Source organism: Rhizobium tropici CIAT 899, from assembly GCF_000330885.1.
In the GTDB taxonomy this organism is placed as follows: Bacteria; Pseudomonadota; Alphaproteobacteria; order Rhizobiales; family Rhizobiaceae; genus Rhizobium; species Rhizobium tropici.
The window spans coordinates 23,223-39,465 of the sequence record NC_020060.1 but is presented as its reverse complement, the minus strand read 5'-3'; the positions used below and the strand labels follow the sequence as shown (position 1 = coordinate 39,465).

Annotated in this window: 14 protein-coding genes and 1 pseudogene; 8 read left to right on the top strand and 7 right to left on the bottom strand. The window is 58.3% G+C overall.

Annotated features, from left to right (window positions below; all coding sequences use genetic code 11):
- Window positions 1-369: 369 nt before the first annotated feature.
- The 4 genes from RTCIAT899_RS18785 to RTCIAT899_RS18770 all read left to right on the top strand — a co-directional run bounded on the left by RTCIAT899_RS18785 (window position 370) and on the right by RTCIAT899_RS18770 (window position 4,627).
- Window positions 370-1,452, top strand: a complete 1,083-nt coding sequence (locus RTCIAT899_RS18785; protein ID WP_244441489.1) for an ABC-three component system protein — start codon at window positions 370-372, stop codon at window positions 1,450-1,452.
- Window positions 1,440-1,928 carry an ABC-three component system middle component 2 gene (locus RTCIAT899_RS18780; RefSeq protein WP_015341814.1) on the top strand — a complete coding sequence of 163 codons (489 nt, stop codon included), beginning with the start codon at window positions 1,440-1,442 and terminating at the stop codon, window positions 1,926-1,928. The genes RTCIAT899_RS18785 and RTCIAT899_RS18780 overlap by 13 nt, the downstream gene beginning before the upstream one ends.
- Window positions 1,928-3,775: an AAA family ATPase gene (locus tag RTCIAT899_RS18775; protein ID WP_015341813.1), complete on the top strand. Its 1,848-nt coding sequence runs from the start codon at window positions 1,928-1,930 to the stop codon at window positions 3,773-3,775. The genes RTCIAT899_RS18780 and RTCIAT899_RS18775 overlap by 1 nt, the downstream gene beginning before the upstream one ends.
- Before the next feature lie 99 nt (window positions 3,776-3,874).
- Window positions 3,875-4,627 carry a DUF3800 domain-containing protein gene (locus RTCIAT899_RS18770; protein ID WP_015341812.1) on the top strand — a complete coding sequence of 251 codons (753 nt, stop codon included), beginning with the start codon at window positions 3,875-3,877 and terminating at the stop codon, window positions 4,625-4,627.
- Between the two features lie 115 nt (window positions 4,628-4,742).
- Here the strand turns inward: RTCIAT899_RS18770 and RTCIAT899_RS18765 are convergent.
- A pseudogene (locus tag RTCIAT899_RS18765) lies at window positions 4,743-5,807 on the bottom strand (RHE_PE00001 family protein); the annotation flags it as partial.
- A gap of 172 nt (window positions 5,808-5,979) precedes the next feature.
- Between RTCIAT899_RS18765 and RTCIAT899_RS18760 the strand changes: the two are divergent.
- The 3 genes from RTCIAT899_RS18760 to RTCIAT899_RS18750 are packed head-to-tail and all read left to right on the top strand — an operon-like array spanning window position 5,980 to window position 9,460.
- Window positions 5,980-7,566: a transposase family protein gene (locus RTCIAT899_RS18760; protein ID WP_244441488.1), complete on the top strand. Its 1,587-nt coding sequence runs from the start codon at window positions 5,980-5,982 to the stop codon at window positions 7,564-7,566.
- Between the two features lie 5 nt (window positions 7,567-7,571).
- Entirely contained in the window at window positions 7,572-8,450 is an 879-nt protein-coding gene (locus tag RTCIAT899_RS18755; RefSeq protein WP_015341809.1) for a TniB family NTP-binding protein, read from the top strand.
- Window positions 8,447-9,460, top strand: coding sequence for a TniQ family protein (locus tag RTCIAT899_RS18750; RefSeq protein WP_015341808.1), 1,014 nt, complete (start codon window positions 8,447-8,449; stop codon window positions 9,458-9,460). The genes RTCIAT899_RS18755 and RTCIAT899_RS18750 overlap by 4 nt, the downstream gene beginning before the upstream one ends.
- 39 nt (window positions 9,461-9,499) lie before the next feature.
- Here RTCIAT899_RS18750 and RTCIAT899_RS18745 read toward each other — a convergent pair whose 3' ends face one another.
- Window positions 9,500-9,907, bottom strand: a complete 408-nt coding sequence (locus tag RTCIAT899_RS18745; RefSeq protein WP_015341807.1) for a DUF6428 family protein — start codon at window positions 9,905-9,907, stop codon at window positions 9,500-9,502.
- A gap of 27 nt (window positions 9,908-9,934) precedes the next feature.
- Here RTCIAT899_RS18745 and RTCIAT899_RS34405 point away from each other — a divergent pair, with 27 nt between their 5' ends.
- The gene (locus tag RTCIAT899_RS34405; protein WP_081598408.1) at window positions 9,935-10,024 is read left to right on the top strand and encodes a limonene-1,2-epoxide hydrolase family protein; all 90 of its coding nucleotides are present in this window, start codon (window positions 9,935-9,937) and stop codon (window positions 10,022-10,024) included.
- A gap of 166 nt (window positions 10,025-10,190) precedes the next feature.
- Here RTCIAT899_RS34405 and RTCIAT899_RS18740 read toward each other — a convergent pair whose 3' ends face one another.
- The 5 genes from RTCIAT899_RS18740 to RTCIAT899_RS18720 all read right to left on the bottom strand — a co-directional run bounded on the left by RTCIAT899_RS18740 (window position 10,191) and on the right by RTCIAT899_RS18720 (window position 16,146).
- A complete protein-coding gene (locus tag RTCIAT899_RS18740; RefSeq protein WP_015341806.1) occupies window positions 10,191-11,084 on the bottom strand; it encodes a LysR family transcriptional regulator in 894 nt (297 codons plus the stop codon).
- 204 nt (window positions 11,085-11,288) lie between these two features.
- Window positions 11,289-12,230: an XdhC family protein gene (locus RTCIAT899_RS18735; protein ID WP_015341805.1), complete on the bottom strand. Its 942-nt coding sequence runs from the start codon at window positions 12,228-12,230 to the stop codon at window positions 11,289-11,291.
- A 57-nt stretch (window positions 12,231-12,287) separates the two neighbouring features.
- Window positions 12,288-14,669 carry a xanthine dehydrogenase family protein molybdopterin-binding subunit gene (locus RTCIAT899_RS18730; RefSeq protein ID WP_015341804.1) on the bottom strand — a complete coding sequence of 794 codons (2,382 nt, stop codon included), beginning with the start codon at window positions 14,667-14,669 and terminating at the stop codon, window positions 12,288-12,290.
- On the bottom strand, window positions 14,666-15,658 hold the full coding sequence (locus RTCIAT899_RS18725; protein WP_015341803.1) for an FAD binding domain-containing protein: 993 nt from the start codon (window positions 15,656-15,658) through the stop codon (window positions 14,666-14,668). Before RTCIAT899_RS18725 ends, RTCIAT899_RS18730 begins: the two co-directional genes overlap by 4 nt.
- Window positions 15,655-16,146: a (2Fe-2S)-binding protein gene (locus RTCIAT899_RS18720; RefSeq protein ID WP_015341802.1), complete on the bottom strand. Its 492-nt coding sequence runs from the start codon at window positions 16,144-16,146 to the stop codon at window positions 15,655-15,657. The genes RTCIAT899_RS18725 and RTCIAT899_RS18720 overlap by 4 nt, the downstream gene beginning before the upstream one ends.
- Between the last annotated feature and the right edge of the window lie 97 nt (window positions 16,147-16,243).

Below are 16,243 nucleotides of genomic sequence, written 5' to 3'. Positions count from 1 at the left end.
ACCGTATATTCGGCCTATAGTCCATATTTTCTGTACCGCAAAAAAGACATTAATGCTGAATATTTCCATTTTTAAGATTGCCCCATTCACCAGATCGCGTCTGTTGAAAGCGCCTCTCCATGTCGGTCCGGATCGTAGCTCGCCAGCGCTCACTTTCCGAAGGCATACGCGAGGATGGACTGGGCGCCGCTTTACCCATGCGGCAGGACATTTACCTGTCTTATGAACACTTGAGAATCCGGTTTAAATGACATCATCTCATTGCCGACCCTTGTACTTTTAGTTGCATGTATCTTTGCTACTGCTATGACTTGAATCAAACCCGGGCTACCATTTTGCTTAGAGCATAAGGCTGAAATGCAGGCGACAATGATGTCATTACAGGATGCGGTGAAGGACCTGCCGCCAGCAAGAATCCTTCTGGCAAGCGATTTCGAGAACGGGCCAAAGATTGATCCTCTCAAAATCATCCAGATTTATGAAGCAAGCGAATGGGAAACGTTCGTTGACGAATGGGTCCATTCGCTCAAAACCTCGTATGTCAGCGTTATGCGGCCGACCGGTGCGGGAGACAAAGGCATCGATATTGCCGGTTTCTGCGACACCGACCAGCTGCTTGGGATCTGGGACAATCACCAGTGCAAGCATTACACGTCGCCCTTGAGTTTCGGCGTGGTTGCGCCTGAGATCGGGAAGATGATCTGGTACTCTTACTCAGGAGAGTACAAAGCTCCGAGAGCATGCCGTTTCATTGCACCGAAAGGCGCTTCGACATCGTTGTCGTTGTTGCTCTCCAATGCCGACAAGCTAAGAGCGAAGGTGCTTGCGGAATGGGACAAAGCCATTTCCGGAAAAATCACCTCCACTGGTCCGGTCGCTCTGGAGGGGAAATTTCTCGACTACGTCAGGGAATTCGACTTTCGAATCTTTTCGGCCGAGCAGCCTCGAACGATCATCGAAGCTCATTCCAGAACGGCCTATCACATCGGCCGCTTCGGTGGCGGATTACCCTCACGGCCGCGGCCCGATGCTGTGCCTGTCGAGATCGGGGAGACGGAGGCGACCTACACGAGCAAGCTGCTTGATGCCTACGCAGAGCACAAGGGCGAGACGATCGTCGCAATCTCTAATCTCGATAAGTGGGCAAGTTTGAAATCCCATTTCCAACGCTCCCGCGAAGCCTTTTATCATGCGGAGTCCTTGCGAGTCTTCGTACGCGAGAAAGTAGAGCCCGGTACCTTCGAGGGGCTACAGACCGAGATCCTGGACGGGGTCTTGGACACCCATGATGGCGAACACTCAGATGGATATGCGCGAGTCATCGCCGTGACCGAGAAGGCGCAAGCCTTGATCCTCGATGCTCATCCGCTGAACAGAAGCGCTTTTCCCACCGATCGCCGGGGCATTTGTCATCAGCTTGCGAATGATGGGAAGCTGACATGGCGGCGCTAATGCCTTCTGCGTCGGCCTTTAATGGTCCGCTCGAAACGGGCGTGAGGGCCGTCTTTGTTCTGCACGCGCATTTCCCCCGAGCGGTGGATCTCAGTCGATTGACGGCTATGGACTATCTCATCGTGAGGACCAGCGTACTAGATGGACCAGCGGACCTGCATCCCCCGACACCAATCATGTCGCCGGTCACGCAAGTTCGCAGGAGGTCCGTCCAGTCCGCTGTGACCCTGATGATGTCCCGAGGCCTCATTGAACAGGTTGTCGACGAAAGCGGTATCCTGTTTCAGGCCGGGGACAATGCGGAGTTTTTTGTCACCGCGCTACAGACGCCATATCTTCAACAGTTGTACGAACGAGCTGAATGGCTGGCAGGTTACTTTCAAAATTACGACGATGAGGCTTTTGACGATCTAATGCGCAATCTCCTCGCGAATTGGGTATCTGAATTTCAAGACGAGGCGTCCGGACCGGCATAATGACATATTCAGGCTTCCAGATCCGCCATCTCTCCTTTCACGGCTCAGAGAAAGAGCCGGCGGTGGTCTCGTTTCAGTCCGGCCTTAACGTCGTGTACGGTGCTTCCGACACCGGGAAGTCCTATATTGTCGAGGCGATCGACTTCATGCTTGGCGGTAAGGGCCCTCTCCCCGATATCCCGCAGGCCAAGGGCTATGATCGCGTATTGCTTGCAATAGCTTTTGATGATGGATCGGAAACAACGTTGCACAGAAGCATGTCCGGTGGACAGTTTCGGGCTTTTGAAGGCTTGCACACGTCGATTCCGGATGCGGAGGGGAGCCCGCTTGGTGAAATTCACAACGAGCGCGATGAGGCGAACCTCTCGTCGTTCCTTCTCTCCAAGATCGGCCTTTCAGGCAAACGGATTAAAAAGAACGCAAAGGATGAAACGCAGGCTTTGAGCTTCCGCAACATTGCGCGGCTGGCGATCATCAACGAGGAGGAGATCATCCAGAAGCGCTCGCCGTTGTCCGATGGGAACTATACTGCGAATACGGCGAATACATCCGTGTTCACAATGTTGCTGACCGGCGTTGATGACACAGCGCTCCTGTCACGCAAAGGCACGTCTGCCGAAGAGCAGAAGCGCCTAGCGCAAATCGATCTTCTCGATCAACTGATCGCGGACGCTCAAAAACGCATCACGACAATATCCGGCTCACGTGACGAACTGTCTGACCAGGAAGAGCGGCTCGCGAGAGCGATGGACAATCGTGCCGAGCAGCTCGCCTTTACCGAGGAAAAATTCAAGGCGATCTCGACCAGAAGGCGGGCCATCATCCAGAAGATCGAGACAACAAGCGACCGATATACGGAAATTGCTACTCTGCTTGACCGCTTCAATCTTCTAAGGGACCACTACGTTTCCGACTATGAGCGTCTCCTGGGGATCAGGGAGGCGGGGAGCTTTTTTTCGGTCCTCGAGCAAGAGGTCTGCCCGACATGCGGTGCCTTGCCCGACCATCATGATTCCGGTGCGGCCTGCCACGGCGACGTTGGATTGACCGTCGCTGCTGCCGAGGCGGAGATGCAAAAAATTGAGTCTCGGCAAACAGAGCTGATGACAACGATAGCCGCGTTGAATGCGGAGTCGCAATCCATTCAGAAATCGCTTCCCAATTTGAAGAACTCACTGAGCGAACTCTCCATTGAGATTGAGATGGTCGTTTCACCAGACCTACGAAGACAGCGCGCAACATACAAGGAGCTCGCGGACAAGGGCGCGAATGTACGCGAAGCGCTCGGGCTCTTCAGCAATCTCAATGATCTGACCAGTCGCAAAGCCAACCTGGAACGGCAGAACGAAGGGGGCGGGAGCGATGCTACGTCCAACAATCGTTTATCAAGCACTGTGGTGGCACCGTTCGCAGAACGCGTGGAAAGTGTCCTCCAGCAGTGGGGCTTTCCGGGCATTGCTAATGTGCATTTCGATACAACCGCCAAAGATCTGGTAATATCTGGGAAAGCGAGAACAGCCTACGGAAAAGGGCTCAGGGCAATCACGCAGTCGGCTTTTACAATCTCGCTTCTGGAATACTGCGCCGACAACAATCTGCCTCACCCTGGTATTGTCGTGCTTGATTCTCCTCTGCTTTCCTACCGCGAACCAGAGGGGGCAGAAGACGATCTCAGTGAGACCAACCTCAACGGAAACTTTTACAGATATCTTCTCGGGCTCAAGGGTGATCGACAAGCTATCATCGTTGAGAACATGGACCCGCCGTCTGATGTCGAACTCGGCAATCGGGTCATTCATTTCTCCGGAATGTCCGATGAAGGCCGCTTTGGCCTTTTTCCACTCTAGCCGGGCTTCTGGGCTCGCCTCAGTGCCTACAGAACATTGGGATCACCTGTCAGATGCTCGGCGATCTGGAGGCCGTTACGGACTCCTTCAGGGGCTACGATGCTTAAAATTTATATCGACGACAGCGGGAAGTCGGATCACTCACCAGTTCTCGTTCTGGCCGGCTACCTTTCTGACAACGCTCGTTGGACCAAGCTGGAAATCGAGTGGCGGGCAATATTAGCCGATCACAAAATGACGACGTTCCATGCCGCGGAAGCGTGGCGAAGAGCGCATGGCTCCGGTCTCAAGGTCCCATTGGTACGTGATAGCGCGTTCGTAAAACTGCTGAATTGCATCAGGTCTAACGTCGACCACGCATTTGCCGTCTCAATACCTTTCGAAGGCCACGAACACTGGTTCCAAGCAAAGCAGTTTCCCGAATTGCCCTCGCTCAGAATCTACAATATGGCCTTCTACGGGCTCATGACGCAGATTCACCAGTACCTTTATAAGCGGCATTTCGATAAGCCCGTCGAACTCATTTTCGACGAGCAGGGAGGCGAGTCTGCCGCGCGGGTCCTAAGCGGAATGGAAGAGTTCCGTCGACTTGCTTCCACGGGCTTTCCAGGTCTGAACGTTTCTACCCCGAGCTTTAAGAGCGACGATGGTTGCCCGGGACTCCAAGCCGCTGACATGCTGGCTTGGCTTCTTCGTCGCGATGCCTATAACGCCGTCCGTCAAGTTGATCGGAAGCAAACCGCAGAAGCCTTGATGCTTGGCGAGGCGCTTTCCATGCCGTCGACTATCAAAATCTGGAGCGATAGTGACCTTCGCCTTGCCGCAGAGAGCGTTGCAAAGGCCCTGCAATAACGTCTTTTTTGTAGATCACTGGAATGTGCTGCTTGCTCTGGATATTTGCGCGATACAGCGTCCACGGTCTGCCTCGTTTGCCCTACGCCAAATCGTTCGCCCGACGAGACGCAGATCATGCAAGCCCCCACGCCCGAAACCTCCCCCTCCCCGTCATCTCGCGCAAGCCCAGCTCCAAAACAATCCGCCGCGCCGCCTGCGGCGTCACCTCAAGCGTTTTTGCGACCATCCCGGCCGACACCAACGGCTTCGCCATGACCAGCTCGACCAGCTCGGGTAATTTCGAAGATGTTCGCCGCCCCTCCAGCTTCCGCTCGAACAGGGTGCGCGCCAAAACCAGCCGGTCATGCTCTTTCAACCCGATCTCGGCGGCCGCGACCAGGCTGTGGGCGATGGCGAGCAACCGGGTCTGCCGATCACGATGCCGGCGCCGATCGACGGGAATGGTTTTGAGGCCGAGGTTGATGGAGGCGAGATGGGCACCTGACGTGATGCCGGCCTGGCGCAGGATGGAGGCGCAAAACAGCCGGCCGAGCCAGGGGGCGTGCTGCAGCACCGAAAACTCGTTCCAGGCATCGAGGGCGACGATCGCCTGCAGCACCGCCGGCAGGTGTTCGGCTTGGTGCAGTACACCACGCCATTCGTTGAGCCGGGCGTCCTCGTCCCAGTCGAGATCGTAGATGAGAGGATCCTTTTCCGATGCGCGGCTGCCGCCGGCGCGGTCGGACCGGGTTGCGTCCTCGATCGCCGCCTCCGAGCGGGCCAGCACTGCATCGATGGCGGCGTAGTCAATGCCAGGGAAATTTCTATTCGCGTCGTCGTCGACCCCCTCGCCTTCCGAATCGGTGACGACCGCGGGTCGAACAGGAACAGGCGCCGCCGGCTCAGCGCCAGCCGGAGTGCTGTCCGACGTCTGTCGCAAAGTTCGGATACCCTCTGCCGATAACGCCCAATCCTGCGCGTGCGAGGCAATTCGGCGGCGTGTTCGGAGAACGTCGCGGGCGATGGTGAGTTCGTGGGTCGGGGTGCGGGTGTCGCGAAAAGCGTCGTGGAGGACGAGGTCTTCGAGATGGACGAGTTCGCCGTCGATCCACAGCGAGGCGCAGGCATCGGCAAAATTCTGGCGTTCGATCCAGCCCCGCCCGACCGGCGAACGGGCAATCCGCTCGTCGAGACGGGTGTGGCTTTTCCTTTGCTATTTCAATCTGGAAGATGTCATACGCGGGTTGAGTTTAGCGGATAAAATCGAGAGGATTTTCCGCTAAAGATTTCAGCGAGAACCTCGTTTGTCAAAGCGATTGCGCAATCGGACAGTCAAGGCAGGTTCCGTAGCCACGGACGAGCAATGGTCGATGGCGCGCCGCATAGCTCGAGAATTAGAGAAGGTTCTCGAAGATAGCGGTCCAAGGCAGGAGGCCATCGCCCGAGCGGCGGCCGAGCTACGCGTGACCACCCGGCAAATCTACAATCTGCTCGTACGCTACAACACTGCTCGAACGGTCTCAGCCTTGTTGCCTCGCACCGCCGCGACGCGGCGCAAGCGGCTTCCGGCCGAGGTGGAGGGGATCATCAGGACGACCCTGCGCGAACAATGGCTGGTTTTAGAGGCGCCGCCGCTCGCGCCTGTCGTTGCCGAAATCCGCGCCCGCTGCGAGGAGGCCGGCCTTACCTTGCCGTCCTACGTGACAGTCGCACGACGCATTCCGGCGTTATTCGAGCCAGAAGAAATCGCCAGGAAGCGATCGGCCAATCCAAAGCATCTGCTTCGCCTCAAACCTCGGCCGGGCTACATCCACGCATCGCGCCCGCTGGATGTCTGCCAAATCGACCATACGCCGACAGATATCAATTTCGTGGAAGTGGTCGACGGAAGTGGCGTGTTTGCCGGCCGTCCCTATCTGACGATCGTCACCGACGTCGCGACACGATCGATCCTCGGCTTCTGCCTGACGCTGGAAAAGCCGTCGGTTCTGTCCGTCGCGCTCTGTCTTGCTCAGGCCATGTGCCCGAAGGAGGCCTGGCTTGCCGCACGGAACCTTGGTCACCCATGGCCTATGTTCGGCCGGCCGCGGCTGCTTGTCGTCGACTCGGCAAAGGAATTCAAAGGGCACGCGTTCCAGCGGGGCTGCGACGACTATGGCACCCGAATCCGCTACCGCGATCGCGGCCGGGTGCATCAGGGCGGCGTGGTCGAGCGGCTGCTCGGCAAGCTCAATGCGGTGCTTGCCACCTACCCTGGATCGTCGGGCCGCTCTGTTGCCGATCGCGATCGTTATCCATCCGAGCGACGCGCCCGCCTGAGCTTCGTGGATCTGGAACGTTGCGTCGCTCTGGCCGTGATTGATCACAACCTTCAGGAAAACACCAAGACACTGAAGGTGCCGATCAAGGAGTGGCAGCGGAACAGTGCGGACCTCACTCGCTTCGATGACGATCCGCAACGCGTGTTGCTGTCGTTTCTGCCAGGAACGGAGAGACAACTGTCACCGCAGGGCATCAGCATGTTTGCCCTGCATTACTATGCACCATGGCTTGGCATACTCGTTCCGCAACGCGATCGGCTTGAGAAGCTGGAGGTTCGTTACGACCCCCGGGACATCAGCCACGTCTACGTCCGAGACCCGGACACCCGGCAGTTCCGACCTGTCGAGCGGCGCGATGGTCGACGGGATTCGCTGACACTGTGGGAGTTCGAGGCGAAGCGCGCGAGGCAACGCGCGGGAAACCGGCGCTCGAGCCTCGAACAGGTGGCGTTTCGCCGAGAAATGGCTACCATCGTCACCGCGGCAAAACCTTCCAAGGGTCAACTGCGCGACGCCGTTCGCACCGCACATGCCGCAGCGGCGACAAAGCCCTATCAGGCCATGCGGCCACAAGAGCCGGCGACGGCCGAGCACCCCGTCCGTCAGAAACGCACACTGCCGGTTGAGGATTGGTGATCGCCATGTCGGACCACCTCCTTGAACATGTGCGCCCCTATCTCGACCGCGATCCGGCAGAGCGCATTGCCTATGTCCGCGCTCCACGATGGATCGGGCATCAGACAGCCCAACACGCCCATCGCCAGCTTGCGGATTTGCTCTCGCGACCGCCATCGTTGCGCACGCATGGTCTGATGCTCGTCGGGCCGTATGCCAATGGCAAAACGATGATTGCCGAGCGGTTCGCTGTCGAACATTTGAGAAGCGCGCCGGAGCAAAGACTATGGATGGTCCAGACCCGCGAGGGTGCCGGCCTTGGACACTTTTATGGCAGCATTCTTCAGGCGCTGCGTGCTCCTGGCGGTGACCTTCACGACGTCGGCCGCCAGGCCGAGCAACTCGATCATTTGCTCGCCAGCCTCAAACCGAGGATGCTGATCTTCGACGAGTTCCACAATGCGCTCCGCGGACGCGCGCGAGACGTCGAGGCGGTCTTTGCTTTCCTGCGGCGGATTGGGCGCCAATACGATATTTCCCCGGTGTTGATCGGCGAAGTGGCGGTCTACGACTTCATCAATGCTACCAGCGAGATGGCAAGCCGGTTTGACGTTTTCGCCGTTCCACGATGGCAATATGACGAGGACTATCTCATGCTGCTCGACAGTCTGGAGGGGGCCTTGCCGCTCACACGGGCGTCCGATCTATCCGACGAACGGTTGGCGCGACGTATATTCAATCTTTCGGAGGGATTGATTGGCGAGACCGTCGCCATCGTCACGAAAGCCGTGATCGCGGCGATCCGTTCGGGCGCGGAACGCGTCACCAAGACTTGCGTCGACGAATTGCACTATCGGCCGATCTCGCAGCGGCGCAATGCCCCCATGCGCGAGACGCTTCTATGACGGCCTTCAATGACAGTCCGGCGATCGCCATACGCGAGCGATACCATGAGGTGGCTTCGGACCAATGGCCCGTTTTGGTCGAACCGCAGCCCGACGAATTGTTATCGAGCTGGGTGCATCGGGTCGGATTTGCGAACGGCATCGCCGCTCGGCCGTTCGGCCGCGTGCTCGGCTTCAGCGGCGGAATGTGGTCTCCGTCCCTCGACATGAATTTTCAGATGGACGCCGTCAGCGTCCTCAGCGAGCACACCGGCGTTCTCGTGCCACGCCTTTGGGCGATGTCCCTGAAGGGTTCGCCGCTGAAGCGCCTGCTCCTTCCCCTGCGCGATGACGGACGCCGCCGCGGTTCGACCTGGCTGCAATTCTGCTCGCAATGTCTGGCGGAAGACGCCCAGCCGTATTTTCGCCGGCAATGGCGTTTGGCGAACAGAGTTTCCTGCCAGCATCATCGATGCGGATTGCGCGATCGATGCCCGTCTTGCCGCAGCCGCATCGCGGTTTTCAATCAGGTCGAACTCGTTCCGCAGCATTTTTGCGCCACCTGCGGATTTGATCTGCGGCAGGCATCAAAGGTTCCTGTCAGTCCATCAATACGGTCGCTGGATCAGTGCGTTCACGATATTTGCAGACTGGAGGCGATTGCCAGTACGCTGCTCAAGAATTCCCTTGTCCGTCGGCTGCTGGCCATCCCCGATCTTTGTGGCCAATATCCGACTGTATCTCTCGTCCGTTTGTCCACATCGGCTCGCGTTCGGTGTTTCGCGCGGCTCGCGATCCGACAGAATGACTATAACTGGCTGATCGATGACGACGATGCTGTGATCGCAGTTTGGCGACGGTCCATCCTGTCGGCGGGAGGACATGCTCCATTTATTGAGTTGCTTGCGAACGCCCTTGAGCGCAAACGGCGACGGTGTCTTCCCGTGAAACGCCCGCGACCAACGACTGAGCTCTCCACTTTTTTGACAGCCTATTTGCGGATGATGGAAAATCCCCGTCGGTCGGTCTAGGCCGAGCCGGACCGACGAACTGAGGTATTCCTTGGCATCTCAGCCGCAGCTGGCACTCTTTCCGGTGGACGGACCACAGCATGATTGAGCTGCGCCCCTGCTGCTCGGCAAGCCAGCGATCGCGTGGCTTGTGGCTTGACCGCGCGGCGAGAGCTCGAAGTGCACCGCGCCCGCTCGGAACGTTGGCATTGCGGCGCAGTAGAACTGCATCGGTTGAACGCCGTCACTGACTTCAAAGGTCAACTTGGCGGTATCATCGAGCTTCACGTTCTCGGTGACCTTGCGGATGATCGCGTAGAACTTCCCCGCAGGCATGTGCGTGCAATCGCCTTTCTTGATGTCCCATAGCTGAATGAAGATCTCGGACCAGGCTTCCGGGTTGGCGCCACAACCGAAGGCAGAGAACTGGCCGGCCTTGACCTCGGTGACGTGGTAGCCGGGCTTCACCGACTGCCCATCGGCAGGGTGACACTAATGGGCATCTACAAAATCGAAGGCGATCACATCGTCGCCTGGCGGGACTACGTGGACGACAACACCATTACCGCTCCAGCTGCAAGCTGACGGGCGACCGTCTCCCGCTGAATCGAGACGTTTCTCCGTTTACCGTGACCGGAAGACGACCATCGCTATTTCACGCGTTGAAAGGCAACGAACCGTCGGAGTGCCTCAGCGCTATCCGAATTCACTCAAATATTCGAATGGTACAGCCCGATCACCTAAGCCAGCATCAACCTTTGAACCGTAGTGCCTCAACGAACAGCGCAAACGCAGCCGTGTGCTGGCGTCGACTCGGATAGTAGAGATGGTATCCGGAAAAAGGCTGGCACCAGTCGTCTAGGACCCTGATCAGTCGGCCGTCTTCAATGTATTGGGCAACCTGGGTTTCGAACGTGTAGGCAAGCGCCAGTCCATCCAGGGCAGCCGACTCAAGCATCAGACCATCGTTCATGATCAGCGGCCCGTTCATTCGGACTTGTAGCTCCTCGCCATCGCGCTCGAACTCCCAAGCATACAAACCGCCGCCTGTGGTCTGCCGATAACTGACGCCTAGATGCTCGCCGAGGTCTCGAGGCGTTTGCGGGATCTTGCGGTTTTCGAAGTAAGAGGGCGATCCAACGACCGCCATGCGAAGGTCCGGACCAACTCTGACGGCAATCATGTCCTTTTGAACCTGCTCTCCCACGCGAATACCGGCATCGAAACGGTCCGCGACGATGTCGGTCAGCCCTTCGTCGAGAATAATTTCCATTTCGATGTCTGGATATTCCGCCAGGAATTTCGCCACAACCGGCCATAGCACACTGGTGGCGGCGTAGCGAAACGTCGTGATCCGGATCGTGCCGGAGGGTTTGTCACGCAGTGCTGTGATCGCTGCGATTTCATTTTCGATGTTCTCGAACGAGGGCCGCAGATTTCGTAGCATCCGTTGTCCGGCATCTGTCAGCGATAAGCTTCGAGTCGTGCGGGAAATCAGCCGCACGCCGAGTCTCTGTTCCAGCATCCTGACTGAGTAGCTGACAGCGGACTGAGACAGCCCGAGCTTGGCGGCGGCACGCGTGAAACTTCCTGCTTCGGCGACGGCGATAAAGGCCGCAAGTTCGCTAAAGTCGCCACTTCTCATTTATCGATCCCGCTTATAGTTCTCCCTCGATTATACCATTTTCCAACTGTTTGTCTCCTGTGGAGCTCCAGTATCACAACTCATTGAATGCCCGTGACCAGTAGCGTCAACATAATCGCGTTCGGGCCTCCGCAACCACTCGCCGGCGACATTTAACCCATTTCAGCTTTGACGTACTGCGTGGCCTTCGATCGAATTTACCGGTTAGGCCAATCGTTGGAGCGAATACGCCTCAGCAACATCTGCCACGACCGACAGCGCAAGAGCGTTTGCGTCGCGTGTCGGCCCGAACATTCCGATCGGAGCTTTGATCCGGTCTGTTTGGGCCTGTGTAAAGCCAAGCGCCCAAAGCGCGGCGCAACGGCGCTCATGTGTGCGTTTGCTGCCGAGTGCGCCGATGTAGAACGGTTTTGAATCAAGAGCCGCTTTAAGCCAAGGCAGCTCATGGTCAAGATCGTGATAGAGAAGTACGATTGCCGTGTCATTATCGATGGTGCCGGCCTCGAAATCACAAGATGCCTCGTCTAAGGACAAGACCTCGAACTCTGAAGCGAGACCGATCCTGGATGTTGTCGCCAATTCAATTCCGCGCCCGCAAATGACAAGACGGAGGTTTGGTTTATAGGAACGCAGGAACGATGTGCCACTCCAGGTGCCCGGCGCTTTCTCCTGCGATTTGACCGCACTGATCATTTGAGTTCCGGAATCATAGCGCAGCGCAATTCTCTTGCGCTTCTCGAGCGCCGACAGAATCTGACGGAGCGGCTTCACATTTTTGACGACGTGGATCGCCAGCGTGATCCCTCCTCCGCACGGGAGTATGATGTCGAAGAATTCCGAGCCTTCTCCAAGCCGAAGATACCGATCCATCCCTTTGGCAATCGCGGCGATGGCTTCAGCAGCAACGGCCGCCTCGGTACAGCCCCCGGAAACATAACCACAATAGCCACCATCTCCGCGAACAGCCATCTGCGCGCCGAGTGCACGGGCAGCACCGCCCCGGATTTCCACCAGCGTCACCAAAGCGCTCCCGAATTTCGTTTCGGCGCCGTCCGCCGCATAGTTGACGATCGCCTCAGGGTCGTCGGTCATGAAGGCGCAGTACGGTATGGGCGGTGCGTGGAGCACGGAGAACGACGTCAACATAAACGGTCCTTACCAATGGGACCGCTGCGGCATTACTGCGCCGCAGCGGTCGTCTCCTCAAGCCAACTTTTCGAGGGTGATCGGCAGGCCGCGGATGCGCTTGCCCGTCGCGTGATAGACAGCATTGCCGATCGCGGGAGCGACGCCGACAACACCGATTTCTCCGACGCCCTTGCCGCCAAGCGCCGTTGCCTGCATGTCGGGAATACCGACGGAGATGACCTGGATGTCAGGCACGTCGGCATTGACCGGAACGGCATAGTCGGCAAAGTTCGCGTTGACAGTGCGTCCATCTCGCTGGTCGACAAAGCCTTCTTCGAGCAGCGTCTGTCCAAGACCCATGACCATGCCGCTGATCCATTGGCTTTCGGCCAGCTTCGGATTAAAGATCCGGCCGCAACAGAAGGCCGAAACCATCCGTTTGACCCGGATCGTGCCGAAATCCTCGTCGACGCGAACTTCGACGAATTGGGCAGCCCAGCTGTGAGCCGAAACGCCACCTTCAGCAGGGCCCTTCAACTGGGCGAAACTGCGGTCGGCAGCATTCTTCATGTCTTCGGTTGCGCCAGCGGCAAAGGTGTTGCCTTCGATTTCCAGCTTGTCCTGGCCCACGGCCTTCAGCAGCGCCGCGATGCTGATGCCACCCGCTGGTCGACGGGTCGGGCGTATCGCGCCGTTCTCGAAGGTAAGTTCCGCGAGTTTCAAGGATTGCAACGGCGACTTCGGATCGGAGGCAGCGAGGTTCAGCAGAGCCACACGAGCGTTTCTTGCAGCTCTGTCGACCGCTCCCGAAAGGTTATTGGCCTGCTGGGATCCGCCCGCAAGAGCCGATCTCGGAAGGGCCGTATCGCCCAGTCGCACAACCACAGCCTCGACGGGAACACCCAACGCATCCGCTGCGGTCTGGGCGAGGATGGTGTAAGTTCCCGTTCCCATGTCCGTTGCAGCGCTGAGAACCTCGATTTGGCCGTTGGCATGGAAGACGAGCTTCGCTTCGCTAGCCGTGCGGATCATCGGATAGGAGCCGGCGGCCATTCCATAACCGATGAGCTCGCGACCCTCACGCATCGAGCGCGGGACGGGATTGCGGCTCCACCAGCCAATACCTTCGGCGCCAGCAGCATAGGCTTCCCGCAACTGCCGCGTGGTCCAGGGCATGCCGTTGCTGGGATCGACATCCGCCCAGTTGGCAAGGCGCAATGTGACCGGGTCCATGTTGAGTGCATAGGCCAGCTCGTCGATCGCGCTTTCCAGTGCGTAGGCGCTGGGGTTTTCACCAGGACCACGCTTCCAACCGGGCTGGACTGTATTGACGGGCACGACGTTCAGGCGGGTTGAGAAGTTCGGCGTCGCGTACATGATCTTCGTCACGTTGTTGCAGGCCTCGACGTGCACGTCGTCGATCGCCGTCTCGTTCCAGCTCTCATGGACGATCGATGTTATCTTTCCATCCTTGGAGGCGCCGATAGATAGCGTCTGTCGGGTGGCCGGGCGACCGCCGAGGCCGGTGAATGTCTGGGGACGCGTCAGCGAAACCTTGACCGGCCGGCCGAGTTTGCGCGAGGCAGCGCAGGCCAGACCAACATGGGGATGCGCGCCGATCTTCGACCCAAAGCCACCGCCAACATAGGGCGAGATCACCCGCACGTTCTCGATATCGATACCCAGAAACTCCGCGACAACGCTTCTGGCACCGCCGACCCACTGGCTAGGCTCCCAGACAGTGATCTTGCCATTATCCCAGGAAGCGATGGTGGCGTGCGGTTCCATCGGCACGTTGTATTCCCGCGACGTCGTATAGGTGACGTCGATCTTGACCTCGGCACTGGCGAGGCCTGCCGCTGCATCGCCCCATGCCGCTCCCATCGGTTCGATGAGCACTGGCTTTGCTTTGGGGTCGTTGATGTCGAGAATGGCTTCGCCGTCCTCGTACTCGACCTTGAGAAGGCTCGCGGCTTCCGTCGCAGCTTCGAACGTGTCTGCGACCACCAGCGCGATATGCATGCCATTGAAGCGAACGATATTATCCTGGATCGGCGTAAACTCTTCCGTTGCGCCTCCACCCTTGCTGTAGACCGTGGGCTTGTTGATCTTCAGGGTGTTCTGAAAGGTATAGACATCGACCACACCGGGCACAGCTTTGGCCGGTGTGGTATCGATGTTGAGAATGCGTCCTGCAGGACGGGTCGACTGGACCGTGACGCCATAGGCCATGTTCTCGAGCTTCTGCTCGATGGCATAACGGGCCTGGCCTGCTACTTTCAACGGACCCTCGGCGCGGGAAAGACGAGAACCTAGGGCGGGCATCTTTGCAGCGGCGGGCTCGGCCGCAAATGCTCCCGGTGCGAGATTGACGCCCGCGCCGGCGACGGCAGCGACGCCTACTCCGAGTTTCATCACAGTACGGCGGTCGAGTGCGAAATCGTTATTCTGTGTCATGCGATATCTCCTACCGTCATCAGGGCGCGTGCCACGACTTTTGGTGTCAGTTCGATCTTGAACGCATTGTGTCCGCTCGACTTTGCGCCATCGACGGCTGCCGCCGCAGCAGTTCGAAGCGTCGCCTCGTCCAATGGTTTCCCCTTCAGCGAATCCTCGATGGCTCGCAGACGCCAGGGTTTGGTGGCCACGCCACCGACGGCAATGCGTACGTCGCGGATTGTCTTGCCGTCGCCTTCAAATTCGATGCCGACAGCAGCGCTGGCGGCGGCGAACTCGTAAGATGCGCGATCGCGAACCTTGAGATAATGCGAGCGCTTCAACGCGGCGACACGCGGGATCTCAACGCCGACGATCATCTCACCGGGTGCAAGCGCGTGCTCGATATGAGGAGTTTGGCCTGGTAGCAGGTAAAAGTCATCGACGGGAATGCGGCGCTCAATGGATCCCCGCACCAGAACGGCGGCGTCGAACGCAACGAGCGAGACTGCGAAATCGCCAGGATAGATGGCGATACAAGCACCACTGGTGCCCAGCACCGCGTGGTTACGATTGGCACCTTCAAGGGCAGCGCATCCAGAGCCCGGATTGCGCTTGTTGCAGTTCGAGTAGGCGCCCGGATCACGGAAATACATGCAGCGGGTTCGCTGCATCAGGTTGCCGCCAATGGACGCCATGTTCCGCAGCTGCGCAGAGGCGGCTCGCCACAGGCTTTCCGATAGCGCTGGTGCGGCATCCTTGATGTCGGCGTGATCGGCAACCGCGCTCATCTTTGCCAGAGCACCGATGCGGATGACATCGGCCGAGACCTCGATCGTATCGAGACCGGACAAACGGGTGATATCGACCAGATGCGCCGGACGTTCGACGTTCAGCTTCATCAGATCGAGGAGCGTCGTGCCGCCTGCGAGGAACCGGGTTTCGGGCTTGTCTGCCTCGGCAATCGCTGACGAGGTACTATCGACGCGCAGATAATCAAACGTTCTCATAGCGCTGCCTCCTTCTTGAGGCGGGCGGCTGCATCACGCACCGCAGCCACGATGTGAGGGTAAGCGCCGCAGCGACAAATATTGCCGCTCATGTATTCGCGGATATCCTCGTCCGTGCCCGCGTGGCCTTCGCGAATACAAGCGACGGCAGACATGATCTGGCCAGGCGTGCAATAGCCACACTGGAACGCATCATGCTCGATGAACGCGGTTTGAACCGCATGCATCACACCGTCGGGAGACTGCAAGCCCTCAATCGTCGTGATTGGACGGCCTTCGACCTGAGCCGCCAGGGTGAGACAGCTCAGTACACGATGGCCGTCGACGTGAACCGTGCAGGCGCCGCATTGTCCGTGGTCGCAGCCCTTCTTCGTCCCTGTCAGATCAGCGTGCTCGCGAAGTGCGTCGAGCAACGTCGTTCGTATGTCGAGTTGAAGGTCATGGCTTTTGCCATTGACCTCAAGCGATAATTGACGGGCGGTTGACATCTCGTCTCCTCTCGAACCCAGGTATCGATGATCGAACCTAGCTCGACCGCTGACGAGCGATTAGCCGTCGATATCTGCATGAGGTTAGAAAGGGGAT